General features: G+C 73.9%; 20 protein-coding genes. 16 read left to right on the top strand and 4 right to left on the bottom strand.

Annotated elements, in window-relative coordinates; translation table 11 throughout:
• Window positions 1-92 precede the first annotated feature (92 nt).
• Genes ACFCY7_RS32585 through ACFCY7_RS32575 form a run of 3 tightly spaced genes read right to left on the bottom strand, consistent with a single transcriptional unit; the run spans window position 93 to window position 3702 of the window.
• On the bottom strand, window positions 93-1268 hold the full coding sequence (locus tag ACFCY7_RS32585; RefSeq protein WP_376489672.1) for an RCC1 domain-containing protein: 1176 nt from the start codon (window positions 1266-1268) through the stop codon (window positions 93-95).
• 15 nt (window positions 1269-1283) lie between these two features.
• On the bottom strand, window positions 1284-2450 hold the full coding sequence (locus ACFCY7_RS32580) for an RCC1 domain-containing protein (RefSeq protein WP_376489671.1): 1167 nt from the start codon (window positions 2448-2450) through the stop codon (window positions 1284-1286).
• Window positions 2451-2463: 13 nt separating this feature from the next.
• Window positions 2464-3702, bottom strand: coding sequence for a sialidase (locus ACFCY7_RS32575; protein ID WP_376489670.1), 1239 nt, complete (start codon window positions 3700-3702; stop codon window positions 2464-2466).
• Between the two features lie 664 nt (window positions 3703-4366).
• Here ACFCY7_RS32575 and ACFCY7_RS32570 point away from each other — a divergent pair.
• Genes ACFCY7_RS32570 through ACFCY7_RS32560 form a run of 3 tightly spaced genes read left to right on the top strand, consistent with a single transcriptional unit; the run spans window position 4367 to window position 7253 of the window.
• Window positions 4367-4852 carry a hypothetical protein gene (locus ACFCY7_RS32570; protein ID WP_376489669.1) on the top strand — a complete coding sequence of 162 codons (486 nt, stop codon included), beginning with the start codon at window positions 4367-4369 and terminating at the stop codon, window positions 4850-4852.
• A 48-nt stretch (window positions 4853-4900) separates the two neighbouring features.
• Complete coding sequence (locus tag ACFCY7_RS32565; protein ID WP_376489668.1) at window positions 4901-5851, top strand: hypothetical protein; 951 nt, start codon at window positions 4901-4903, stop codon at window positions 5849-5851.
• Window positions 5852-5870: 19 nt separating this feature from the next.
• The gene (locus tag ACFCY7_RS32560; RefSeq protein ID WP_376489667.1) at window positions 5871-7253 is read left to right on the top strand and encodes a hypothetical protein; all 1383 of its coding nucleotides are present in this window, start codon (window positions 5871-5873) and stop codon (window positions 7251-7253) included.
• A gap of 64 nt (window positions 7254-7317) precedes the next feature.
• On the opposite strand, the gene ACFCY7_RS32555 is transcribed toward ACFCY7_RS32560, so the two are convergent.
• A complete protein-coding gene (locus ACFCY7_RS32555) occupies window positions 7318-8994 on the bottom strand; it encodes a glutamate--tRNA ligase (RefSeq protein WP_376489666.1) in 1677 nt (558 codons plus the stop codon).
• 168 nt (window positions 8995-9162) lie between these two features.
• Between ACFCY7_RS32555 and ACFCY7_RS32550 the strand changes: the two genes are divergently transcribed.
• From ACFCY7_RS32550 to hemL, 13 genes are all read left to right on the top strand, one after another.
• Entirely contained in the window at window positions 9163-10422 is a 1260-nt protein-coding gene (locus ACFCY7_RS32550) for an MFS transporter (protein WP_376489665.1), read from the top strand.
• Window positions 10419-11336, top strand: a complete 918-nt coding sequence (locus tag ACFCY7_RS32545) for a TIGR03619 family F420-dependent LLM class oxidoreductase (RefSeq protein ID WP_376489664.1) — start codon at window positions 10419-10421, stop codon at window positions 11334-11336. Before ACFCY7_RS32550 ends, ACFCY7_RS32545 begins: the two co-directional genes overlap by 4 nt.
• Entirely contained in the window at window positions 11333-12301 is a 969-nt protein-coding gene (locus ACFCY7_RS32540) for a LysR family transcriptional regulator (RefSeq protein WP_376489663.1), read from the top strand. Before ACFCY7_RS32545 ends, ACFCY7_RS32540 begins: the two co-directional genes overlap by 4 nt.
• Window positions 12302-12466: 165 nt before the next feature.
• Window positions 12467-13399: a DMT family transporter gene (locus tag ACFCY7_RS32535; protein ID WP_376489662.1), complete on the top strand. Its 933-nt coding sequence runs from the start codon at window positions 12467-12469 to the stop codon at window positions 13397-13399.
• Window positions 13400-13664: 265 nt separating this feature from the next.
• Window positions 13665-14192, top strand: a complete 528-nt coding sequence (locus ACFCY7_RS32530; RefSeq protein WP_376489661.1) for a LuxR C-terminal-related transcriptional regulator — start codon at window positions 13665-13667, stop codon at window positions 14190-14192.
• A gap of 38 nt (window positions 14193-14230) precedes the next feature.
• On the top strand, window positions 14231-14662 hold the full coding sequence (locus ACFCY7_RS32525; RefSeq protein ID WP_376489660.1) for a 4-oxalocrotonate tautomerase family protein: 432 nt from the start codon (window positions 14231-14233) through the stop codon (window positions 14660-14662).
• A gap of 176 nt (window positions 14663-14838) precedes the next feature.
• Window positions 14839-15660 (top strand): arylmalonate decarboxylase, encoded by an 822-nt coding sequence (locus tag ACFCY7_RS32520; protein WP_376489659.1) that lies wholly within the window; start codon window positions 14839-14841, stop codon window positions 15658-15660.
• Window positions 15657-17048: an FAD-dependent oxidoreductase gene (locus ACFCY7_RS32515; protein ID WP_376489658.1), complete on the top strand. Its 1392-nt coding sequence runs from the start codon at window positions 15657-15659 to the stop codon at window positions 17046-17048. Before ACFCY7_RS32520 ends, ACFCY7_RS32515 begins: the two co-directional genes overlap by 4 nt.
• Complete coding sequence (locus ACFCY7_RS32510; protein ID WP_017237779.1) at window positions 17017-17817, top strand: aspartate/glutamate racemase family protein; 801 nt, start codon at window positions 17017-17019, stop codon at window positions 17815-17817. Before ACFCY7_RS32515 ends, ACFCY7_RS32510 begins: the two co-directional genes overlap by 32 nt.
• A gap of 70 nt (window positions 17818-17887) precedes the next feature.
• Window positions 17888-18907, top strand: a complete 1020-nt coding sequence (gene hemB / locus ACFCY7_RS32505) for a porphobilinogen synthase (protein ID WP_376489657.1) — start codon at window positions 17888-17890, stop codon at window positions 18905-18907.
• Between the two features lie 4 nt (window positions 18908-18911).
• A complete protein-coding gene (gene hemA / locus ACFCY7_RS32500; protein ID WP_376489656.1) occupies window positions 18912-20300 on the top strand; it encodes a glutamyl-tRNA reductase in 1389 nt (462 codons plus the stop codon).
• On the top strand, window positions 20297-22351 hold the full coding sequence (locus ACFCY7_RS32495) for an acetate--CoA ligase family protein (RefSeq protein WP_376489655.1): 2055 nt from the start codon (window positions 20297-20299) through the stop codon (window positions 22349-22351). The genes hemA and ACFCY7_RS32495 overlap by 4 nt, the downstream gene beginning before the upstream one ends.
• A partial coding sequence (gene hemL / locus ACFCY7_RS32490; protein ID WP_376489654.1) for a glutamate-1-semialdehyde 2,1-aminomutase occupies window positions 22348-23704 on the top strand: 1357 nt, incomplete at its 3' end. The genes ACFCY7_RS32495 and hemL, both read left to right, overlap by 4 nt.

The raw sequence follows: 23704 nt of genomic DNA, 5'->3' as shown, positions 1-23704 counted from the left end.
GGGTCCGCGCGGCCGTGTCGGGAGGGCCGAGCCGGTGCGCGTACGGGAGGGCCCGTGGCGGGTGCTGCCGACACACGCCCTCCCAGGGCGGGTCAGTACGCGAACGCGGACTTGCCCGTCACCGTCGCGGTGACGTGGGTGATGCCGCTGCCGGGCGGCAGCGGCACCGTCGTTCCGGTGGGGTTGGTGGTCGAGCCGTCGCCGAGCTGGGCGGCGGCGTTCGCGCCCCAGCCGATCACCGAGCCGTCGTCGAGCGCGGCGACCGTGAAGTCGGCGCCTCCCGCGATGCTCTGGACGCCCTTGAGCGCGTCCAGGACGACCGGGGTGGTGCGGTTGGCGTTCGTGCCGTCGCCGAGCTGGCGGTCGGTGTTCTTGCCCCAGCCGGCCAGGCTGCCGTCGTCGAGGACGGCGAAGCCGGACGCGGACGTGGCGAAGATCCTGGCCACGGCGTCGAGGTAGGCGACGTCGACGGGCTTGTTGCTGTCGGTGGTGGTGTCGTTGCCCAGCTGGCCCTCGGCGCCCTTGCCCCAGGCCTTGACGACGCCGTCGGCGGTGAGGGCGAGGACGTGGTCGCAGCCCACGGCGACGGACTCGACGTCGACGAGGTCGGGGACCTTTTGCGGGGTCTCGCGCGTGGTGTTGGCGCCGGTGCCCAAACGTCCGTTGTCGCCCTTGCCCCAGGTCCAGACGGTGCCGTCCTGGCGGAGCGCCACGCTGAAGTCGCAGCCCGCGCCGACGTCCTTCACCTTGTCCAGGCTCTGCACGGGGATTGGCGCCTTGTACGGATTGGTGGTGTCCTGGCCGGTGCCCAGCTGCTTCGAGGCGTTGCTGCCCCAGGCGAGGACCCGGCCGCCCTTGACGGCGAGGACGTGGTTCAGGCCGGCGGAGACCTCGCTGACGCCGGAGAGCCCCGCGACCGTGGCCGGGAAGGACTGCGCGGTGGTGGTGCCGTTGCCGAGCTGGCCGGTGGTGTTGGAGCCCCAGCTCTTCACCGTGCCGTCCTTGAGCAGGGCGACGGCGAACTGGTTGGCGGCCGCGGCCGCTCCGCCGCCTCCGCCGGAGAGCTCGCGCACGTCGTCGCGGGTGATGCCGACGACGGCGGCGGGGGTCTGCTGGGCGAGGACGCTGCCGTTGCCGAGCTGGCCCTGGGCGTTCTCGCCCCAGGCGCGGACCCAGGGGTCGGTGCCGGCGTGGGCGGGGAGGGAGGCGGTGGTGAGGGCCGCGAGGGACAGCGCGGCGAGGAGAGAGGTGCGTGTGGTGAGACTCATGGGGACCTTTCGGGGTCAGTAGGCGTAGCTGGACCTCGCGACGATGGAGGTCGCCACGCGGGTCGCGCCGCTGCCCGGGGGCAGGGCGACGACGGGGACGGGGGAGTCGGTGGTGGTGGCGTCGCCGAGCTGGCCGGCGGTGTTCTCGCCCCAGCCGAGGACGGAGCCGTCGGCGAGGACGGCGACGGTGTGGTTGTAGCCGCCGGCCAGGCCGCGGACGTCGGAGAGGCCGGGCACGGGGACGGGGGTGGTGCGCGAGACGGTGCTGCCGTCGCCCAGTTGGCCGAAGCCGTTCCAGCCCCAGGCGCGGACGGCCCCGTCGTCGAGGACGGCGAAGCTGTGATAGCCGCAGGCGAAGACCCGGGCGACGTCGTCGAGCTGCCGGACGTCGACGGGGACGTTGCGGTGCGTGGTGCTGTCGTCGCCGAGCTGCCCGTTGGCGTTGTAGCCCCAGGCCTTCACGGTGCCGTCCGCCGTGCGGGCGAGCACGTGGTTGCAGCCGGCGCTGATCTCCACCACGTCCGTGACGCCGGGGACCCGCTTCGGTGTGTTCCGGTCGTCGTCGGTGCCGATGCCGAGCTGGCCGAAGTTGCTGCGACCCCATGTCCAGACCGTGCCGTCCTCGCGCAGGGCGACGGCGTGGTAGCAGCCGGCGGCGATGTCGGTGACCCTGCTCAGGCTCTGGACGGCGACGGGGCGGGTGGCTCCCGTCGTGGAGCCGTCGCCGAGCTGCCCGTAGGTGTTGTCGCCCCAGGCGAGGACCCGGCCTCCGCGGACGGCGTAGCCGGAGAGGACTCCGGCGGCGACCCGGGACGCCCCGGAGAGGCCGGCGACCGCGGCGGGGAGGGATCTCCCGGTGGTGGTCCCGTCGCCGAGCTGGCCGTTGGTGTTGCCGCCCCAGGCCTGGACCGTGCCGTCGTTCAGGGCGGCCACGGCGAAGGAGTTGGTCTCGCCCCCACCGCCGCCCGCCAGTTCGAGGACGTCGGCGCGGGCCAGGCCCCGGACGCCGGCCGGGGTCTGCTGGACGAGCGTGCTGCCGTTGCCGAGCTGCCCGGCCCCGTTCCTGCCCCAGGCCCGTACCCACGGGTCACGCGGTTCGGCGTGCGCGGGTGCGGCTAGGGCGGCCAGGGCGAGGGCCGCGGTCGCCACGGCCCGCGCGTACGAGCGGTAGCGGTACGTCATGCCGTCACCGGCCTCAGTACGCGTACGTCGTGTTGCCGCCCAGGGAGACGGCCACGTCCTTGATCGCCGAGCCCTCGTTGAGGATCTTCACCGACTCGAAGCGGGCGACCGTGGTGCCGTTGCCGAGCTGGCCCTCGCCGTTGTGGCCCCAGGCGAAGACGTCGTCCGCCGTGACGGCGACGCCGTGCCGGGCGCCCGCCGCGAGGTGCTGGACGCCTTCGAGGCGCGGGATCTCGACGGGGGCGGTGCGGTTGGTGCGGGAGACGTTGTCGCCGAAGGCCTCGTCGCCTTCGAGGAGCTGGCCGTACTGGTTGTTGCCCCAGCCCCAGACGTGGCTGTCGCTGGTCTTGACGTAGTTGTGGAAGGCGCCCGCCTCGATGTCGGAGACGCCCTCGACCCAGTCGACGTCGACGGGGACGGTGGAGGACTTGGTGGAGGAGTTGCCGAGCTGGCCGTAGAGGTTGTAGCCCCAGGACTTGACCGTGTCGTCGGCGGTCAGCGCGAGGGCGTGGTAGCAGCCGGCGTCGATCTCCACGATGTTCTCCAGGCCCGTGACCTGGCGGGGGACGGAGCTGGTGGCGCGGCTGCCGTTGCCGAGCTGGCCGTGGATGCCGCGGCCCCAGGCGTACACCTTGCCGTTCTCCAGGAGGGCGAGGCTGAAGTCGCAGCCGGCCGAGATCTGCTTGACCTTGGGCATGCCCTGGACGCGGTCGGGGACCGTACGGCTGTCGCCGGTGCGGTTGTTGCCGAGCTGGCCGTAGGCGTTGTCGCCCCAGGAGTAGACCTGGCCGCTGGTGTCGAGGGCGAGGGCGTGCTTTCCGCCCGCCGCGATGTCCTTGATGTTGGTCAGGCGCGGGACGGTGGTGGGCACGGCCTGGTTGGTGTTGCCGCCGTTGCCGAGCTGGCCGGAGGAGTTGTGCCCCCAGGACTTGACCGTCTTGTCGGTGCGGGCGAGGACGAACGAGTCGGCCGAGGAGGTGCCGCCGGCCGAGACCTGGTCGACGTCGCCGCGGAAGAGGCTGGTGACCGAGGACGGGCTGAGGCTGTCGGACAGGGTGCCGTTGCCGAGCTGGCCGGTGCGGCCGGCTCCCCAGCTCAGGACGGTCGGGTTGCCCTCGTTGGCGGTCGCGGCCGGGGCGAGGGCCAGGGCCGGAACGGCGGCCAGCGCCGCGGCCGCGGTGAGGACGGCGGCGGCTGTGAACGGCCGCCCGGGCAAGGGGGTACGCAGGGAACTGCGGCGTGTACGGGACATGGCTCTGCTCTCCTTCGATGGGGACATACGGGAGCGCTGCGCCCGGTCGGCCGGTGGCCCCGCCGGGAGGCGGAGGCGCACGCGGGTCGGGCGCGGGTCATGCGGACAGGCCGTGCCGGGACCTTGGGCAGGGGGCGCCCACGGCCGGGTGCGGCGACCGGGACGGGCCGCCGGGCACAAAAGCAGACTGTCCGAGAATGATCACGACGGCGAGCCGGACCCGCTGAAACACCCGTCTGACGGACGCCCGTTCGGGGAGCCGATCCGGGGGCGCGTTCACCCTCGCGGTACGCCCGGCGGGGCCGTCCGCGGCCGGATCGGGCGGGCCGCCGAACGGCGGCGGCCGGGGGAGTGAGGAACCCTGCCGCGCGCGGTCGTCCGCCCTCTCGCCCGTGGCCCCGAAACCCTACGAAAGGGTGGACCGGCGGGGTGCGCCGGACGGCTCGCGAACACCCTGGTCGGGCCCTCCGGGGCGGCCCCCAGTGCGCTCCGCCGAAGCGGTGAGCGGGCCCGACGGCGCGCGCCGCACCGTGTGTCCTGCCGGGGCGCCGGGGCCCCGGCGGCTAGCGTCGGAATGCGCTCGGTGATCTTGAGGACAGTCCCCTGTCCGCCCCTGGCGTCCCCGCCGAGCTCGTCAACTCACCCCTGTCTCAAGGGAGTTCCCATGCCCGCAGTAAAGGCATCGGCGCGTCGCGCGCTGACCGTCGCCGTCCTTGCCGCCGCCCTCGCCCTGCCCCTGGCCCCGGTCGCGTACGCCGAGGAGTGCAAGCCCGACGACCAGGCCTGTCTGGACAAGGAGGCCAACGCCAAGGAGGCCAAGGAGATCGAGGAGCAGCAGAAGAAGACCCAGGAGGCGGCGGGCAAGGCCGACAAGGACATCAAGGACGTCGGCAAGAAGCTCGACGAGTGCCCGCCGAGTTCCGACTCCTGCATGGGGAAGCTGACCTCCGGCAAGGGGGCGGCCGAGGAGAAGGGCCTCGAGGACATGACCGAGACCATCGACACGTACGAGCCGGAGCCCGCGGACAACGCGCAGGCCGCGGTGACCTCGACGTGCACCTCCTTCCCCGGCTCCCTGCCGCAGGGCTCCACCGACCCGGGGAAGTCCCCCTTCCCGGTCGATCAGCTCTGCACCCTCCTCGGCTCCTGACGCCCCCCGCCTCCACCCCTCCACCCCCTCCCGAAGGGTTCCTCCGCCATGCCCCCGCGTCGTCCCCGCGCCCTCGCCCGCCCCCTGGCCCTCACCCTCGGTCTGGCCGCGCCCCTCGCGCTGCTCGTCCCGCCCGCCGTCGCCGAGGAGGGGCCGGGCGAGACGCCCGCGCCCCGCGCCGTCGCCGCCGACGGCCGCCCGGCGAAGATCGCCGACGTCCTGGAGTACTGCGGGACGAAGCGCACGGCCTGCACGTTCACCATCGACCCGAAGCAGGACCGGGAGTACGCCACCGCCGTCAAGTCCCTGGGGAACGCGGTGGTCAACTGCACCAAGAGCGACATGAGCGTCGACCGGACCGTCACCCTGCGGACCAGCAGCACCGACAACATCGGCGGTGAGATCTCCGGGAAGATCGCCGCCGAGGGCACGGTCAGCGCCTCGGGCGAGGTCACCACGAACCTCGTCAACGACATCACCAGCGAGAACAAGACGCCCAACCTCAAGGACGGCCCGACCTCGACGAACGGCACCAAGACCAGCGTCGCCGCCGGCGGCAAGGTGGCCGGGTCGATGAGCGCCAAGCTCGCCTTCGAGGCCGCCTTCAAGGCCACGTACTCCAAGTCCTGGACGATCGACAACACCGAGACGACCACGTACAAGACCACCGTCAAGCCCTACGACATGCTGGTCTTCGGGGCCAGCGCCGCCATGCGGCGGGTGGTCGGCAGCCTCGTCACGGACAAGGGGCAGAAGATCATCGGCGTCCGCGTCGACAGCCCCTCCATGGTCAACAGCAGCACCTTCGTCGCCCAGACGTACGCCGTCCCCGACAACCTGTGCGGCCGCAAGCGCCCCGCCGACGACACCGCGTCCGACAGCGACAACGCCCCTCCGCCCGGCCTCCGCAGCGCCGCACGGGAGGTGCCCGCCACCCGGGCCGTGCCGCCGGGCGCCGATCCGAAGCGCGAAGTCGTACTGCCGTCCCCCACCCACTGACGCGGAGGAGTCCCCCACCATGAACCGCTCCCTCGCGGCGCTCACCGTCCTCGGCGCCGCCGGACTGCTGCTGCCCGTCGTCCCCGCCGCGCATGCGGCGCAGGCCGCGCCCGCCGAGCAGGCCGTCCCCGTCCTCAACGGCGACTTCGCCGACCCGGTCATGAAGGGCGACGGCCCGACCACCGTCGGCATCGACTTCTGGACCGGCCTCAACCAGCGCTACTCGCCCACCGCTTCGGGCCGCACCGACGCCTCCCACGGCGTCGCCCTCCAGAAGGACGGCAACACCCTCGGACAGCGACTGCGCGGCGTCCGCGCCGGGGCGCGGGTGACCGTCACCTACGAGGACAGCCCCGCCGTCTCCAAGGAGTGCACCGGCCCCGAGGTCGTCGACGGGCAGCCGTACGAGGTCACCGCCTCAGGCGGTCCCGTCCAGCAGGTCACCACGGCCGGCGACCCCGACCGCACGAAGGGCAAACCCGGTCCCGGGCGCTGGACCGGCCGCAGCTACGTGTTCACCGCAGGCGAGAACGAGCCGCTGCTCACGTTCACCTCCCGGGTCACCGACTCCCGCACCCACGTGACCTGTTCGCCGATGATCGCCCGCATCCGCGCGGTCGAGGTGCCGCCCGCCCTCGACAAGACCGTCGACAAGACGCGCCTCGGCACCTCGGAGGCGTACAAGGGCAACGAACGGGAGAGCACCCTCCACAACGCGGCGGCCGCCTGCAACGGCGAGAACGCCTGCGTCTTCCGCCCCGACACCCGGATGTCGTTCCGCTACTACGACGAGGCGCGGGTGGTCGGCGAGGCCTTCGTCAACTGCACCCGCAACACCCTGGAGCACAGCCGGGTCCTCTCGTACGCCGAGCGCAGCCACGACAGCATCGCCCAGACGTACGCCGACGCCGGCCTCGTGCTCAACGAGGTGGCCCGGCTGCCCACGAGCGGGGTGCGCGACGAGGACGAGAAGCGGGCCAAGGGGCGGCCGATGGCCGTGCAGTTCGCCCTCGCCTACGAGAAGGGGTGGCAGCGGCCGTGGCAGTGGTTCAGCAGCGACCAGCGGACGGTCGTGGAGCGGATCCAGCCCGGCGAGGTGAGCTGGATCGAGCTGCAACCGAGCCGTGAGCGGGTCGAGGGCTGGTTCGTGAGCAAGAAGGACGACTACCGGCTGCACGCCGTCGTCGACGGCCCCTCCCGGGCCGTGCCCGACCGGCTGCTCCAGCGCACCGGGCCCATGTCCGAGGCGGAGAAGCAGCGTTGTGCCGCCTCTCGGCCCATGACCACCACCCCGGTGGGCGCGGACGCCGCCGCGAGCTCCAGCGACAAGGGGCTCCTCACGATGCCCCCGCCGACGGCCCCGGGCGTCCGCGCCTCGGCCCGGAGCATGCCGCTGGGGTGACCTCGCACGGAACCGGAACCGGAGCCGGGACTTGAACCGGCCCCGCATCGAGGCGCTGCGCCCCTCACCCCGCCACGGCGGTGAGGCGGCGCAGCACCTCGTCGCGGCCCAGGGCCCGGGACACGGCGAAGAGGTCCGGGCTGCGGGTGGCGCCCGTGAGGGCGACCCGCAGGACGTTGGCGACCTGGCGCGGGGGGCCCGCCCAGCGGTCCGGGGCGCCGCGCCAGGCGGCGGTGTCCGGGGCGAAGCCGTGCCGGACGGCCAGCTCCCGGAGGCTCCCGTGCCACTCCTCGGGAGTGGCCGCGTCCAGGGCCTCCCCGGCGAAGCCGGCGGCGATGCCGCGCACGAGGTCGGGGGCGAGCCCGCCGTAGCGGTCGTCGGCGGCGGTCGGGGGCGTGCCGAAGAGCTCCGCGAAGAAGAAGCCGTAGCGGTCGCGGAAGCAGGACCAGCGTTCCAGGTCCTTGCGGGCGGGCGCGCCCTCCGGGCGGCCCACCGCGACGGCCGCCAGGGCGAGCCGCTCGTGGCGGGCGAGTACGGACGCGAGCTCCGGGTCGTACTCCTCCGCCCAGGCGAGGAGCTGCGCGTACAGCTCCGCCGGGGTGAGCGAGGCGATGAACTCCCGGCTCAGGGAGTGCAGTTTGGGCAGGTCGAGGAGGGGGCCCGAGGGCCGCATGCCGTCGAGCCGGACGGGGGCGGCGAGCGCGTCGGCCGTGGGGACGTCCATCAGCCGGATGTTGGCCAGGCCGCGCAGATAGTGCTGGACGGCGGCCGGCGGATAGCCGGCGGACAGGTAGTAGTCCACCGACGCCTCCGGGTCCTTGCGCTTGCTGAGCTTGCGGCGCGAGGCGCCCTCGGCCTTCATCAGCGGCGCCAGGTGCGCGTACGCGGGCGGCTCGAAGCCGAGCGCGGTGTGCAGCTGGAGGTGGACCGGGGTCGAGGAGAGCCACTCCTCGCCGCGCACGACGAGGGTCACCCGCATCAGGTGGTCGTCCACGACGTGTGCGAAGTGGTAGGTGGGCAGCGTCGGTTCGTCCCGCGAGGACTTGAGCAGCACGATGTCGTTGCCGTTGTCCCGCATGGTGACGGAGCTGCGGATGCGGTCGGCGAAGCGGACCCGGCCGGGGAACTCGTACGGGCAGCGGAACCGCACCACGTACGGCTCGCCCGACGCGATCCGGCGCGCCGCCTCCGCCGGGGCGAGCGTCCGGCACGGCGCCCAGCGGCCGTAGTAGCCCAGCGGGGACCGGCCCGCCCGCTGCTCCGCGCCGCTGCGGGCCAGCAACTCCTTGCCGCAGAAGCAGGGATAGGCGCGGTCCCGGCGCAGCAGCTCGCGCACATGGCTGAGGTAGACGTCCCGCCGCGCCGACTGGAGGTACGGGCCCCACGCGCCGCCACCGGCGGCGCCGCCCTCGTCGGGCGCGAGACCGAAGGCGCCGAGGAGCCGGGCGAACTCCTCGGCGGCGCCCTCGACCCGGCGCGCGCGGTCGGTGTCCTCGACGCGCAGCACGTGCACGCCGCCCGACTGGTGGGCGAGCGCCCGGGCGACGGCCGCCGTGTACAGGCCGCCGATGTGCAGATGTCCGGTGGGGCTCGGGGCGAACCGCGTCACCTCCGCGCCGTCCGGCAGGGCGCGCGGACCGAACCGGCGCTCCCAGTCGGCCGGTTCCGGCAGGTCGGGCGGGAACATCGCGTTGATGACGGACAGGTCGAGCACGGTGGACTCCCTCCTGGGGTTCCTCAAGTGATCCACCGTAGGCCGGTGACCGGCCGGATCGAGGGGCGCGGGAGCGGGAGGCTGCGGAACTCCGAACCCTCTCCGGTGGTGCGGGCCGTGCGGGCCGCACCCGGTCGGTAGCGTCCCGAGGACCGCTCCGTAGGACGTACGGAGCCGCACGACGAGGGGGATGCGATGGGCGGCACGCGCGCGGTGGCCCCGCTGGCGCTCGGCTCGTTCGCCGTCGGGACCGACGCCTACGCGATGGCGGGACTGCTCCCCGCCATGGGCGCGGACCTGGACGTCTCCGTGTCGCTGGCCGGGCAGTCCGTCACCGCCTTCACCCTCTGCTACGCACTGGCCGCGCCGCTGTTCTCGGCCGTACTCGCCCGCCGGGGCACCCGCACGCTCATCGTGGCCGCGCTGGTCGTCTTCGCCGTCGCCAACGCCGGGACCGCGCTGGCCGGTTCGTACGCCGCACTGCTCGGCACCCGGGCCCTCGCCGGCGCCGGAGCCGGCCTCTTCACCCCGGCGGCGGCGACCGCGGCCGTCGCGCTCGTCCCGCCCGAACGGCGCGGGCGGGCCCTCGGCCTGGTCCTGGGCGGAATGAGCGCGGGCACCGTCCTCGGGGTCCCGCTCGGACTGCTCGTCGCGGCCGGCTCCGGCTGGCGGGCCGCCCTGTGGCTGATCACCGGGCTCGGCCTGGTCGCGCTGCTCGGCGTCCTGGCGGCGCTCCCGGCGGTCCGGGGAGCCGCGGCGCCCGCGCTGCGGGCCCGGCTCGGCGCCCTCGCCCGGCCCGGGGTCTCGGTGGTCGTCGCCGTCACCTTCACCCAGACCGTGGCCAGCCTCGGGCTCTACACCTACCTGGAACCGGTCCTGCACCGGGTCGCCGGCGCGGGGAGCGCCGTCCCGTACCTGTGGGTGTGGGGGATCGGCGGGGTGTGCGGCAGCCTCCTCGCCGGCACGCTCGTCGACCGGACCGGGAAACCCGCGCGGCTCGCGGTCGCGCTGCTCGGCGCCCTCGGCGGGGCGCTGGCGCTGCTGCCGTGGACCGGAACCCTGCCGGGCCTCGTCCTGCTGCCCCTGCTCCTCTGGGGCGCCGTCGGCTGGGCGTTCGTCGTGCCGCAGCAGCACCGGCTGCTCGCCCGGGACGGCTCCGGGGGCTCCGCGGGCGCCGCAGCCGTCGGCCTCAACAGCTCCGCCACCTACCTCGGCGGCGCCGTCGGCTCCGCGCTCGGCGGCCTCGCCCTCGCCCACGGGCTCGACGCCCGCTGGCTCCCGCTCCCCGCCGCCGGGGTCGCGCTCGCGGGAGTCCTCCTCCACCTCACCGCGGCCCGGACCGTCGCCCGGCGCGACACCGGGCCCGGACCGCACCCCCCGGACGACGACGTCACCCACGGGGGCGGAGCCGCGGACGCGACCGCGGCCGAGCCCCTGGAAAGGAACACGCCATGAAATTCGGCGTCAATCTGCCCAACTACGGGCCCGAGGCCACCCCCGACGCCCTCGCCGACTGGGCGCTGCGGGTCGAGTCGATGGGCTACCACTACGCCATGGTCTCCGACCACGTGGCGCTCACCCCGGACGTCCAGCACCTGTTCCCCGCCCCGTTCTACGACCCCTTCGCGACCCTCGCCTGGCTCGCCGGGGTCACCAGGACCGTCGGACTCGGCACCACGGTGACGATCCTCCCGTACCGCCACCCCGTGCACACCGCCCGCGTCGCCGCCAACATCGACCGGTTCAGCAACGGCCGGCTCGTCTTCGGCGCGGCGGCCGGCTGGGCCGCCCGGGAGTTCGCCGTCCTCGACGTGCCGTACCGCAAGCGCGGCGCGATCAGCGACGAGTACCTCGCCGCGATCAAGGCCTGCTGGGCCGACGAGGTCGCCTCCTTCGACGGCGCCCACGTCTCCTTCCGCGAGGTGCACACCGGGCCGCTGCCCGTGCAGCGCCCCGGGCCGCCCGTCTGGGTCGGCGGGCACAGCTACGGCGCGCTGCGCAGGGCCGTCCGGCTCGGCGACGCCTGGCACCCCACCTCCGTCTCCGGGGACTGGCTGCTCGGCGTCGGGCTGCCCGCGCTCCGGCAGGTCGCCGAGGAACAGGAACGTCCCGTCCCCGCCGTCTGCCCCCGGATCAAACTCCGGGTCACCCCCCGGCCGCTGGGCCCCGGCCGCCTCCTCGGCGAGGGCACCCGGGCGCAGATCGCCGACGACCTCGGGCTGCTCCAGGACATCGGCGCGCGGGCCGTCGTCCTCGACCCCACCTACCCGGGCGACCGGCGCGAGGCGGGCCGCACCGCGCGGGACCTCGACGTCCTGGAGACACTGGTCAAGGAGGTCATCGACGTGGACGCCGGCTGCGTACGATGACCGAACGGCGGGAGCGGGAGGGGGTGCGGGACGTGGCCGATCCGGACCTGCGCAAGCTGCGCGTGCTGAGGGAGCTCAGCGAGCGCGGCACCGTCAGCGCTGCCGCCCAGGCGCTCCACCTCACCCCGCAGGCCGTCTCCCAGCAGATCAGCGCCCTCGGACGGGAGTTGGGCGTCCCGCTCACCGAACCGTCCGGACGCCGACTCCGGTTGACCGGCGCGGCGCGGATCGTGCTCCGGCACGCCGACGCCGTCTTCACCCAGGTCGAGCAGATGCGCGCGGAGCTCGCCGCCCACCGGAGCGGCGAGCGCGGCGAGGTGGCGGTGGCCGGCTTCTCCACCACCCTGTCGGCGCTCATCCTGCCCGCCGTGGCCCGACTGAGGGAGACCCGGCCGCTGCTGCGGACCTCGCTCGCCGAGGTCGATCCGCCGGAGAGCTTCTCCCTGCTGCACCGCGGCGAGACCGACGTCGTCATCTCCGCGGACACGACGAGCAATCCGGGCCCGGCGGGCGACGACGGCCGTCTCGACGGCCGGTTCCACCGGGTCGCGCTCTGCGCCGACCCCTTCGACATCGCCCTCCCCGCGGGCCACCGGCTCCTGGACAGTCCGCGCCTGCGGCTGGCCGACCTCGCCGACGAGACGTGGATCTTCGCCACCACCGGCATGTGCCACGACATCGGCGTGGCCGCGTGTACGGCGGCCGGGTTCACCCCGCAGGCCTCCCACGCCATCGGCGACTGGGACGCCACGCTCGCGGCGGTGCGGCTCGGCCTCGGGGTCGCGCTCGTGCCGCGCCTCGCCAAGCCGGCGCCGCGGCCCGAGGTGACGATCCGCGCGTTCAGCGAGCAGGCCCCGTCCCGCACGGTCTTCGCGGCCGTGCGCGAGGGCAGCCAGACCTCTCCGGAGATCGCCGCCGTCCTGGACGCGCTGCGCACCGTGGCCAGGGCGGCCGTCGCCGCCTGACCAGGCGGAACGCGATTCGCCACGGCTCGTGGAAGGTACCGTCCACGAGCCGTTGCTGGACCCGCCCGGCCGCCGCTGCGAGGCTCGTTGCCGTACCGCGGACCGCCGGGCGCGCGTCCCTCTGCCTCCTCCCTCACTCCTCTTCTCGTAGAGCGGGAAACACCCATGTCCAAAGCCACGTACACGCGGCTGGCCGCGCTGAGCCTGATCTGGGGCTCCGTCTTCCTGTGGATCAAGATCGCCGGGTACGGCTTCTCGCCCGTGCAGATGGTCCTCATCAGGCTCGCGCTCGGCGCCGTCGTCATCCTCGCCATCGGGTACGCCAAGGGGCTCCGGCTGCCCCGGGAAGCGGCGACCTGGGGTCACCTGACCGTCGCCGCACTGCTCGGCAACGCCGTGCCGTGGACCCTGTACGCCGAGGGCGAGATCGCCGGCTCCAGCAGCGTCGCCGCCGTGGTCAACGGCAGCGCGCCGATCTGGACCCTGGCCGCCGCCCTGCTGCTCGGCCAGGAGAAGAAGGTCTCGGGCCTCAAGGCGGGCGGGGTGCTGCTCGGCCTCGGCGGCACCGCGCTCATCGCCTCGCCCTGGAACTCGGCCTCGGCGGGCACCGGTTGGAGCATCCTCTGCTTCGTCCTCGGCTCGATCAGCTTCGGCGCCAGCTTCGCCTACATGGGCAGGTTCCTCGTCGGCCGGGGCGTTCCGCCCCTCATGCTGGCCGGTGGCCAGCTCGGCGCGGCCACGGTGCTGCTCCTGGTCGCCTTCCCGTTCCTCGGCCTCCAGACGATCACCTGGCGCACCGACTCGGTGGTCGCCGTCCTCGTCCTCGGCGTGGTGTGCACCGGCCTCGCCGCGCTGCTCAACTTCGAGCTGATCATCAAGGACGGGCCCACGGTGGCCTCCACCGTCACCTATCTGATGACCGCCGTGGCCGTGGTCCTCGGCGCGGTCGTGCTGAGCGAGCCGCTCGGCTGGACGGTGTGGCTCGGGGCGGTGGCGGTCCTCGCCGCCACCGGCCTCCTCCGGCGCAAGCCGAAGCCCGCCGCGGCCGCACCGGCTCCCGAGCCCGCCCCCGTGCCCACCGCAGCGGCGGCCGATTGACCGGACGCCGTCGAAATTCGGCAGCACAAGGCGATACCCGGCCGTTTTTCCGGCGGCCGGGCGGACGTCATTCCCTCGTCGGGCCCTCCCGCCGAATCACCCTCCGAATCCCCGTGAATGCCGGGCCGCCGACCGCAACATTGTGTTCATTCTTCGGGCCGGTAATGGGTGGTAGCGTCGGAAACGGAAACACCCGGCCTTTATGGGGGAGTCGTACGTGGCTTATGTGGTCGAACTCGTTTTCCGTGGCAATGAGACGGACCGGTTGAGTTTCGGAGAGGCGCACCGGACCTACTGGAAAAGGATGGCCGCGCGGGGCATCCTGCTCGGTGGCGGCCCCTGGCGGGACGGCACCGGCGAACTCCTCGTCTGTGAGGCCCCCGACCGCCGCACCCTCTTACGGGCGGTCTACGCCGACCCGTACGCGCAGGCCCAGGTGATCGGGGAGCTGCGGGTCCGCGAATGGAACGCGGTCATGGGGCACGTGGTGCTCGCCGGCCTGGAGCGCTCCACCGGCGGGGCCGGCACCCACGAGCGAATACGCGGGGGCGTCCCGGCGCCCGTCGCACCGATCGTCCCGGCACGCGCCCGTGAGGAGCTGACCGCCCACGAGCGCCGCATCGCCACGATGATGCTCGACGGCCTGACCAACAAGCAGATCGCCGAGTCCTTCACGGTGTCGACCCGGGCCGTGGAACTGCACATCACCCGGATCTACCGCAAGCTCGACATCCGCCGCCGCGCCCAACTGGCCGCCGCCATCGACCGGTTCGAAGCCGCGCTGGCCTGCTGACCGTCCTCTCCCGCTCCTCGCACCCACCCGCTCGCACGATGGGAGTCACCATGCCGCTGGTCGAGATCACCGTTCCCGAGGGCACCCTCTCCGAAGCCGCCGCCGGAGTCCTGCAGCAGCAGGTCGCCGACTCCGTGCTGACGGCCATGGAGCTGCCCCGCACCGACTTCTTCGCCGCCGCCACCTGGGTCTACGTCCGCGAGGCCGCCAAGGGCCTCGCGACCACCGGTGCCGGCACGCCCCCCGGCGTCCTGGTCGTGGTCACCCCGCTGGAGGGCTTCCTCACCCCCGAGCGGAACGAGGCGCTCTCCGCCGAGGTCACCGGCCTGGTCCGGGACGCCACGGGACCCGACACCGTCGTCTGGCTCGTCGTCCACGAGGTCCCGGAGGGGAACTGGGCCGTGAACGGCGCACTGACCCGCCGCGCGAAGATCGACGAGTTCGTCGCCGAGGCCGCCCGGGCCCGCTGAATTCCGTTTTCACGGCCCGCTTCGGCATATCCGGCGCCGCACCGTATCGACGGTGCGGCGCCTTCCGTATTTCCGCATTCCCGGCCCGGGGCGGGTGCGGAATCCCGTATCGATGGGCAGGCCTTTCCGGCCGTACGGTCGTGTCATCGACAACGACGGACGGGAGGGACTCGTTCATGGCTCTGCATTCGGCGCCGCGACTCGGCGTGGTGGTTCCCTCGGGAAATGCCGCGGCCGAACCCGAGATCGGCAGTCTCGTCAGCCCCGCATTCAACGTGCACACCTCGCGATTTCCGGTACTCCCCGGAAAGGACCTGCGCGGCCGCCTGGAGAAGTACAACGACGTGCTTCCCGAAGTACTCGGGAATTTCGGCGGACTGCGCCTCGACGCGGCCGTCGTCTCCTGCACCGGATCCCACTACCTCCTCACCCCGGACGGCGACCGGGCGCTCTGCGCGGAACTCTCCGAGCGGATCGGAGCGCCCGTACGGTCCGCCGCGCTGGCCATCCTCGACACCGTGCGGGCCCTGGGCACCGAGCGGCTGGTCCTGATCTCCCCGTACGAGCCCTGGCTCACCGAACTGTCCCGGGCCTACTGGGAGTCGGCCGGACTCGCGGTCGACCGGGTCGTCAAGATCCGGGCCGGCGCCCGCTTCTCCCCGTACGACGTGACCACCGACGAACTCGTCGCACAGGTCCGGGAGGCCGAACTGCCCGAGGACGCCGTGCTGCTGTTCACCGGCACCGGCATGTTCACCTTCGACGCACTGGCCGAACTCGGCCGGGACGGCGGGCACACCCTCCTCACCTCCAACCTGGCGAGCGCCTGGTGGGCCCGGGACACCCTCGGGCTCCCGGCGGAGGGCCCGGACGCCCACCCGCTGCTCCGCCGGCTCGCCGAGCGGACCGGGGCCCGTACCGGGGCCCGTACGGATTCCCGTACCGGGACCCGGGCCGGTGCCTCCGGCGCGGCCCCGGTCGCCGTGGCGACGCCGTGACGGGCAGGCCCGGCCGCGACGCCGTGACCGGCCGGCCCGGTCCGGCGGAAGCGCCCGTCGCACCCGGTGGGCCCGTCGCACCCGGTGGGCCCGTCGCACCCGGTGGGCCCGTCGCACCCGGTGGGCCCGCCGCGCCCGAAGGCGGCCGTGCCGGAGCCCTCGCGCAGGTCGCCGTCGTCGGAGCCGGCCCGGTGGGGCTCACCGCAGCGCTCGTCCTGGCCCGGTCCGGGATACCGGTGACCGTGTTCGAGGCGCGGGAGGAGCCGGCCACCGAGTCGCGCGCCTCCACCTTCCACCCGGCCACCCTCGACCTCCTCGACGAACTCGGCGTCGCGGCGGCCCTGCGCCGCCAGGGCCGTACCGTCGACCGCGTCCAGTGGCGCGACCTGGACGGCGGGGTCCACGCGGAGCTCGACTACGCGGTGCTCGCCGGGCACACCGGCCACCCGTACCGGCTCCACGTCGAACAGGCCAGGCTCACCCCGCTGCTGCTCGCCGAACTGACCGCCACCGGCCTCGCCGACGTGCGTTTCGGGGCCACCGTCACCGGCGCGGAGGAGACCGGCCGCGGGGTGCGGCTGCGCGCCGAGGACGCGACCGGACGGGTCACCCGCACCGACCACCCGTACGTCCTGGCGGCCGACGGGAGCCGCAGCCGGCTGCGCGAGCTCGCCGGGCTCCCGGGGACGGCAGAGGAGTACCCGGACTACGCGCTCCGGGTGGTCACCGACACCCCGCTCGACGAACTGGTGCCGGGACTGGCCCCGTTGGCGTACGTCCGCGACCCGCGGGCCTCGTACAGCGTGCTCGGGATGCCCGACCACTGGCGGCTGATCTTCCGGATCCCGCGCGGCACCGAGCGGGACGAGGTGCTCGACCCGGACGCCGTACGGGCCCGGGTCGCGCAGGCCCTGCCGGGCGCCGCCGGGCGGGCCGTACGGGTCGCCGACGCGCACACCTACCGCCTCGCCCGGTTCCTGCTGCCCCGCTACCGGGCCGGCCGGGTGCTGTTCGCCGGCGACGCGGCCCATCTGACCTCCACCGCGGGCGGCATGAACATGAACTGCGGGCTGCACGACGCGGTGGACACCGGCCGGGCCCTCGCCGCCGTCCTGCGCGGCGAGCCCGGCGGCGAGGCCCTCCTCGACGAGGCCCTGGAGCGGCGGCGCACCGTCGTCGAGTCGGCGGTCATCCCGCGCAGCGAGGCCCGTACCGCCGGCCTCGCCGACCCCCGGGAACTCCCCGCCGGGCTCGCCTCCCTGCGCCGCACCGCCGCCGACCCCCGCGCCGCCACCGACTACCTGATCAAGGCATCACTTCTCGACGTCGCACCACGACCCCTGAAAGGTGACGCACATGCGGATCTGGTTTCACAAGCACACCGTTGAGGGACGCCTGCCGCTGCTCGACCAGTGGTACCGGGAACACCTCGACGCCATCGCCGCACCCGGCACCACCGTCGACATCAAGACCCTCCCCGCCGACACGTACCCCGACCGCACCCCGTTCGGCCTGGTCGGCCACCACTCCGCCCAGGTCCTCTTCAGCCGGCACTTCTCCGAGTCCGCGCTCGTCGCGGAGCGGGAGGGCTACGACGCCTGGGTGATCGCCGCCGGCCAGGACCCCGGCCTGCGCGACGCCCGCCACCTCGCCTCCATCCCGACCCTCGGCTACGGCGAGACGGCGTTCTTCCTCTCCGCGCTCACCGGGCAGCGCTTCGGCGTCCTCGGCTTCATGCCGCCCCTGGAGGAGCCCATCCGGGCCAACATCCGCCACTACCGCCTGGAGTCCTCGCTCAGCTCCTACGAGGTCGTCCCCGGCGGCTGGGACTCCGTCCACCGCTCCCTCGAAGGCGACTTCGACGAGTTCGTCGAGGTGTACTCGGCCGCCGCCGAGCGGGCCGCCCGCGCCGGCGCCGAGGTCATCATCCCCGCCGAGGGCATCCCCAACGAGATCCTCTGGCACCTCGGCATCCACGAGCTCCACGGCCTGCCCGTCATCGACCCCGCCGGCCTCGCCGTCAAGCTCGCCGAGACCCTCGTCCAGCTCGGCGAACTGAAGCTCTTCCAGCGCAGCGGCCACGGCTACTGGTTCAGCCGTCCCGAGGAGCCCGTCGCCAAGCACCTGGAGCAGGTCTTCCTCGGCGAGGCCCTCTAGGAGATGCCGTGTCCCCGCAAGCAGCCCCTCCCGCTCCGCTCGCCGCCACGCCCTCGAAGGAGTCACGCCCATGACGCACGACGCCTACGGCCGCAACACCGCCGCCACCGACCCCGCCGCCCCCTACTACCGCCCCCGCCGGCTGCGCCGCACGCCCGCGCTGCGCCGCTTCGCCGCCGAGACCAGGGTCGGCCCCGCCAACCTCGTCCAGCCCCTGTTCCTCCGCGAGGGCCTCACCGAGCCGCGTGAGATCCCCTCCATGCCGGGCGTCTTCCAGCACACCCGCGACACCCTCCGCAAGGCGGCCGCCGAGGCCGTCGCCAACGGGGTCGGCGGACTCATCCTCTTCGGCATCCCCGAGCACAAGGACCCCACCGGCACCGGCGCCGTCGACCCCGACGGCATCCTCCAGGTCGCCCTGCGCGACGTCGTCGCCGAGGTCGGCGACTCCACGGTGATCATCGGCGACATCAACCTCGACGAGTACACCGACCACGGCCACACCGGCGTCCTGGACGCGCACGGAGACGTCGACAACGACGCCAGCATCGAGCTGTACGCCCGGGCAGCCGTCGTCCAGGCCGACGCCGGCGCCCAGATCGTCGCCCCCAGCGGCATGATGGACGGCCAGGTCCGCCGCATCCGCGAGGCCCTCGACCGGGCCGGCCACCAGTCCGTGGCCATCCTCGGCTACTCCGCCAAGTACGCCTCGCACTTCTACGGACCCTTCCGCGACGCCGTCGAGTCCACCCTGCGCGGCGACCGCAAGGGCTACCAGCAGTTCCCCGGCAACATCCGCGAATCCCTCCTGGAGGTGTCGCTGGACGTCGCCGAGGGCGCCGACCTCGTCATGGTGAAGCCCGCGCTCGCCTACCTCGACATCGTCCGGCTCATCGCCGACCACGTACAGGTGCCCGTCGCCGCCTACCAGGTCTCCGGCGAGTACTCCATGGTCGAGGCCGCCGCCGCCAAGGGCTGGATCGACCGCGACCAGGTCGTCCGCGAGAGCCTCGCCTCCATCCACCGCGCCGGCGCCACGCAGATCATCACCTACTGGGCCTCCGAGTTCGCCCAGAGCCTGGACCGGTGACCCGGTGACCTCGTCCGCCACCATGCTGGTCCTCGGCATCAGCCACGCCAGCGCCCCGCTCGACCTCCTGGAGAGACTCGCCGGCACCGACCGGCCCGCCGAGGACCTCGTCTCCGACGCGACCTCGGTCGACGGCATCGACGCCGCCGTCGTCGTCTCCACCTGCAACCGCCTGGAGATCTACGCCGAGACCCGCGGCGGCCCCTCGGGACCCGGCGACCTCGGCGACCTCGGCGAACTCTTCGCCCAGCACACCGGCGTCGACCGCGAGGAGATCGCCCCGCACCTCTACAGCCACCACGCCGACGGAGCCGTACGCCACCTCTTCGCCGTCGCCTCCGGACTCGAATCGGTCGTCGTCGGCGAGGACCAGATCCTCGGCCAGGTGAAACTCGGCCTCGAACGGTCCCAGCGGCTCGACCGGACCGGCCGGGTCCTCGCCAAGGCCGTCCAGACCGCCCTGCGCGTCGGCAAGCGGGCCCGCAACGAGACGGGACTCAACGAGGCCGGCCGCTCGCTCGCCACCGCCGGACTCGGCTTCTTCGAACGGCAGGTCGGCTCGCTGCACGGCAAGACCGCCCTGGTCATCGGCGCCGGCGCCTTCGCCGGGGTCGTCGTCGCCGCGCTGCGCCGCTCCGGCCTCGACCGGGTGCACGTCGCCAACCGCACCCCGGACAAGGCCCAGCGCCTCGCCGACACCACCGGGGGAGCGGGCTACGGCCTGGAGGACGTACCCCGGCTGCTCACCGAGGTCGACGTGGTCGTCGGCGCCACCGCCGCCACCGGCCACCTCGTCACCGCCCGGCAGGTCGAAGAGGCGCTCGCCGCCCGCGACGGCCGCGAGCTGTTCCTGCTCGACCTGTCGCTGCCGCACAACATCGCGCCCGGAGCGGCGGAACTGCCCGGCGTCACCTTCGTCGACCTGCGCAGGATCGCGGAGGAGGGCCAGGAGGACGAGATCTCGGCGGCCAGCGTCCAGGCCGCGCACGAACTGATCGACGCGGAGGTCGAGCAGTTCCGCACCGGCCTCCGCCTCGCCGGGGCCAAGCCGGTCCTCACCGCGCTCCGCACCGCCGCCACCGAGGCGGCGGAGGCCGAACTCGACCGGCTCGCGCGCCGCCTCGAAGGGCTCGACGGCGCCGCGCGCCAGGAGATCGGCCGCAGTGTCCGGCGGATCGTCGACAAGGCACTGCACCAACCGACCGTCCTCGTCAGGGAACTGGCCGCCGATCCCGACGGAGCCCGGCACATCGCCGCCTTCACCCGCCTCTTCGCCGCCGCCGAAGGCGGTGGTGGAGGCGGAGGCGGAGGTGGTGGCGACGGCACCGATGCCACGAACACCACGAACACCACGGACAACAAGAGCGACAAGAAGATCGAGGCCATCGCATGAGTGACATCTCGGCCCTCTGGGAAGCCGAATCCATCGCCGTCATCGGCGCCAGCGAGCGCCCCGGCGCCCTGGGCCGCAAGCCGCTCGACTACCTCCTCCGGTACGGCTACAAGGGCCGCATCCTGCCGGTGAACCCGCGCTCCCCGGAGATCCTCGGCGTCCCCGCGTACCCCAGCGTCAAGGACGCCCCCGGCCCCGTCGACCTGGCGCTGATCATGGTCTCCGCCGAGCGGGTCCCCGGCGCCGTCGACGACTGCGTGGCCGCCGGCGTCAAGCTCGCCGTCATCGCCTCCTCCGGCTTCGCCGAGACCGGCGAGGACGGGGCCCGCCTCCAGGCCGACGTCGTCGCCAGGGCCCGCGCCGGGGGCCTGCGGATCATCGGCCCCAACTGCATCGGGGCCGTCGGCTACGAGAACCGGGTCCTCGCCACCTTCAGCCCCCTCTTCGGCGCCGAGTCCGTGCCCTTCGAGCCCGGCACCCTCGCCTTCGTCAGCCAGAGCGGCGCCCTCGGCTTCGGCGCCGCCAGCCTCGCCCTGGAACGCGGCCTGCGCCCCGGCTGGGTCGTCAGCACCGGCAACGACGCCGACGTCACCGCACTCGAAGTCCTCCGCGAACTCGCCGCCGTCCCCGAGGTCACCGGCCTCCTCGGCTACCTGGAGGACACCCCGGACATCGGCACCCTCCGCGCCCTGGCGGGCTCCGGCAAGCCCGTCGCCCTCCTCAAGTCGGGCCGTACGGAGGCCGGCGGCCGCGCCGCCGCCTCGCACACCGGCGCCCTCGCCACCGACGACCGGGTCCTGGACGCCGCCCTGCGCGGCCTCGGCATCGTCCGCGTCGACGACATCGACGAACTCCTCGACGTGGCCCGGGTCTTCGAGTCGGAGCGGCGGCCCACCGGCAACCGCGTCGCCGTCGTCACCACCTCCGGCGGCTCCGGCATCCTCGCCGCCGACGCCGTCGAGGCCCACGGCCTGGAACTCAGCGCCCTCGAACCCCGCAGCAAGGAGGCGCTCGCCGAGATCGTCCCCGCCTTCGGGGCCATCGACAACCCGGTCGACATCACGGCCACGGTCCTCAGCGACCCCTCGCTCTTCGACCGCTCCCTGGACGTCCTCATAGCCGACGACACCGTCGACATCATCGTCGCCGCCTTCTGCGTGATGGCCGGCCCCGACGTGGAGAAGGCCGTCAACGCCCTCTCCCGGGCCGCCGAGAAGGGCGGCAAGCCCATCCTCGTGGCCCGCACCGGCGCCGACTTCCTCGCCCCCGACGCCCCCCGCGACCTGCGCGAGGCCGGACTCCCCGAGTACCCCACGCCGGCCCGCGCCCTGCGCGCCGCCGCCGCCCTCTGGGAGGTCAGCCGCCCCCGTACGCTGCCGGACGCCCCGCGCCCCGGGACCGTCCCCGGCCCGGGCGCCGAGGCCACGGAACCCGAGCTCAAGCGACTCCTCGCCGAGGCCGGCATCGCCGTGCCGAAGGGCCGGATCGCCGGATCCGCCGAGGACGCCGCGCGCGCCGTGACCGAGGCCGGCGGTACGGCGGTGCTCAAGGCCGTCGTCCCCGGCCTCCTCCACAAGACCGAGGCCGGCGGGGTCGAGATCGGCGTCACCGCCGACACCGCACCGGAGGCGTACGCGCGGCTCGCCGAGCTCGGCGGCCAGGTGCTCGTCGAGGAACTCGTCGGCGAGGGAGTGGAGTTGATCGTCGGCGTCCACACCACCGACCTGGGCCCCGTACTGACCGCCGGACTCGGCGGGATCTTCACCGAGGTCCTCGACGACGTCGGCCACCGCCTCCTGCCGCTGGCCCCCGGAGAGGGCGCCGAGCTCCTCGCCGGACTGCGCGGCGCGAAGATCCTCGCCGGCGCGCGGGGCCGGGCCGCCGCCGACGTGGAGGCCGCCGCCGCACTCCTGCACGGCGTCGGCGAACTCGTCCAGGACTGGCCCGCCGGCTTCGCCCTCGACCTCAACCCGGTCCGCGTCCTGCCGGACGGCGCCGTCGTCCTGGACGCGGCGCTCACCTTCGACTCCCCCGAGGAGGCCGGCCGATGAGCGGCGCGGAGACCCGCAGCAAGGCGCTCTTCGAGCGGGCCCGCAAGGTCACCCCCGGCGGCGTCAACTCCCCGGTCCGCGCCTTCGGCGCCGTCGGCGGCACCCCGCGCTTCATCGCCTCGGCCCAGGGCCCGTACCTCACCGACAGCGACGGCAACGAGTACGTCGACCTCATCTGCTCCTGGGGCCCGATGATCCTCGGCCACCGGCACCCGGCCGTCGTCGAGGCCGTCACCCGGTCCCTGGAGAACGGCACCTCCTTCGGGGCGCCGTCCACCGGAGAGGTCGAACTCGCCGAGGAGATCGTCGACCGGGTCGCGCCCGTCGAACAGGTGCGGCTCGTCAGCTCCGGCACCGAGGCGACGATGTCGGCGATCCGCCTGGCCCGCGGCTTCACCGGACGCGGCAAGATCGTGAAGTTCGCCGGCTGCTACCACGGCCACGTCGACGCCCTCCTCGCCTCGGCCGGCTCCGGTCTCGCCACCTTCGCGCTGCCCGACACCCCCGGCGTCACCGGCGCCCAGGCGAGCGACACCGTCGTCCTGCCCTACAACGACCTGGCCGCCGTCGAGAAGGTCTTCGCCGAGATCGGCGACGAGATCGCCGCCGTGATCACGGAGGCCGCCCCGGGCAACATGGGCGCCGTCCCGCCCCTGCCCGGCTTCAACGCCGGCCTCAAGGAGATCGCCTCCCGCCACGGCGCGCTGTTCCTCTCCGACGAGGTCATGACCGGCTTCCGGGCCAGCCGCTCCGGCTGGTACGGCCGGGACGGCGTCGCCCCCGACCTGCTCACCTTCGGCAAGGTCATGGGCGGCGGCTTCCCGGCGGCGGCCTTCGGCGGCCGCGCGGACGTCATGGCCCACCTCGCCCCCGCCGGACCCGTCTACCAGGCCGGCACCCTCTCGGGGAACCCGGTCGCCACCGCCGCCGGCCTCGCCACCCTCCGGCACACCACCCCCGAGGTGTACGCGCGGCTCGACCACGTCTCGGACACCATCGGCCGAGAGGTCTCCGCCGCCCTCGCCAAGGAGGGCGTCGCGCACCGGCTCCAGTACTCCGGCACCATGTTCTCGGTCTTCTTCACCGAGGACGAGGTCGTCGACTTCGAGGGCGTCCGCGCCACCGAGTCGTACCGCTACGCGCCGTTCTTCCACGAACTGCTCCGGCGCGGCGTCTACCTGCCGCCCTCGCCCTTCGAGGCCTGGTTCGTCTCCGCCGCGCACGACGACCGCGCCGTGAGCCGCGTCGTCGAGGCGCTCCCGGCCGCCGCGGCCGCCGCAGGCGCGCGCGGCGGCCCTGGAGACCTGCGGTTCGCACGGGTGGGGCATCGCCTCCGTGGCTCGGTCCTCGGAC

Source organism: Streptomyces sp. NPDC056361 (assembly GCF_042262805.1).
Lineage (GTDB): Bacteria > Actinomycetota > Actinomycetes > Streptomycetales > Streptomycetaceae > Streptomyces.
Note: the sequence above shows the minus strand (reverse complement) of the source record. Positions and strands in the feature narration are given on the sequence as shown.

Excerpts from the sequence above, each read along its gene's own strand:
- hemB (WP_376489657.1), top strand. The coding sequence starts at position 17,888 with ATGACGCACGACGCCTACGGCCGCAACACCGCCGCCACCGACCCCGCC.
- ACFCY7_RS32585 (WP_376489672.1), bottom strand. The coding sequence starts at position 1,268 with ATGAGTCTCACCACACGCACCTCTCTCCTCGCCGCGCTGTCCCTCGCG.
- ACFCY7_RS32520 (WP_376489659.1), top strand. The coding sequence starts at position 14,839 with ATGGCTCTGCATTCGGCGCCGCGACTCGGCGTGGTGGTTCCCTCGGGA.
- ACFCY7_RS32575 (WP_376489670.1), bottom strand. The coding sequence starts at position 3,702 with ATGTCCCGTACACGCCGCAGTTCCCTGCGTACCCCCTTGCCCGGGCGG.
- ACFCY7_RS32550 (WP_376489665.1), top strand. The coding sequence starts at position 9,163 with ATGGGCGGCACGCGCGCGGTGGCCCCGCTGGCGCTCGGCTCGTTCGCC.
- ACFCY7_RS32510 (WP_017237779.1), top strand. The coding sequence starts at position 17,017 with ATGCGGATCTGGTTTCACAAGCACACCGTTGAGGGACGCCTGCCGCTG.
- ACFCY7_RS32545 (WP_376489664.1), top strand. The coding sequence starts at position 10,419 with ATGAAATTCGGCGTCAATCTGCCCAACTACGGGCCCGAGGCCACCCCC.
- ACFCY7_RS32540 (WP_376489663.1), top strand. The coding sequence starts at position 11,333 with ATGACCGAACGGCGGGAGCGGGAGGGGGTGCGGGACGTGGCCGATCCG.
- ACFCY7_RS32495 (WP_376489655.1), top strand. The coding sequence starts at position 20,297 with ATGAGTGACATCTCGGCCCTCTGGGAAGCCGAATCCATCGCCGTCATC.
- ACFCY7_RS32535 (WP_376489662.1), top strand. The coding sequence starts at position 12,467 with ATGTCCAAAGCCACGTACACGCGGCTGGCCGCGCTGAGCCTGATCTGG.
- ACFCY7_RS32570 (WP_376489669.1), top strand. The coding sequence starts at position 4,367 with ATGCCCGCAGTAAAGGCATCGGCGCGTCGCGCGCTGACCGTCGCCGTC.
- ACFCY7_RS32525 (WP_376489660.1), top strand. The coding sequence starts at position 14,231 with ATGGGAGTCACCATGCCGCTGGTCGAGATCACCGTTCCCGAGGGCACC.
- ACFCY7_RS32560 (WP_376489667.1), top strand. The coding sequence starts at position 5,871 with ATGAACCGCTCCCTCGCGGCGCTCACCGTCCTCGGCGCCGCCGGACTG.
- ACFCY7_RS32580 (WP_376489671.1), bottom strand. The coding sequence starts at position 2,450 with ATGACGTACCGCTACCGCTCGTACGCGCGGGCCGTGGCGACCGCGGCC.
- ACFCY7_RS32565 (WP_376489668.1), top strand. The coding sequence starts at position 4,901 with ATGCCCCCGCGTCGTCCCCGCGCCCTCGCCCGCCCCCTGGCCCTCACC.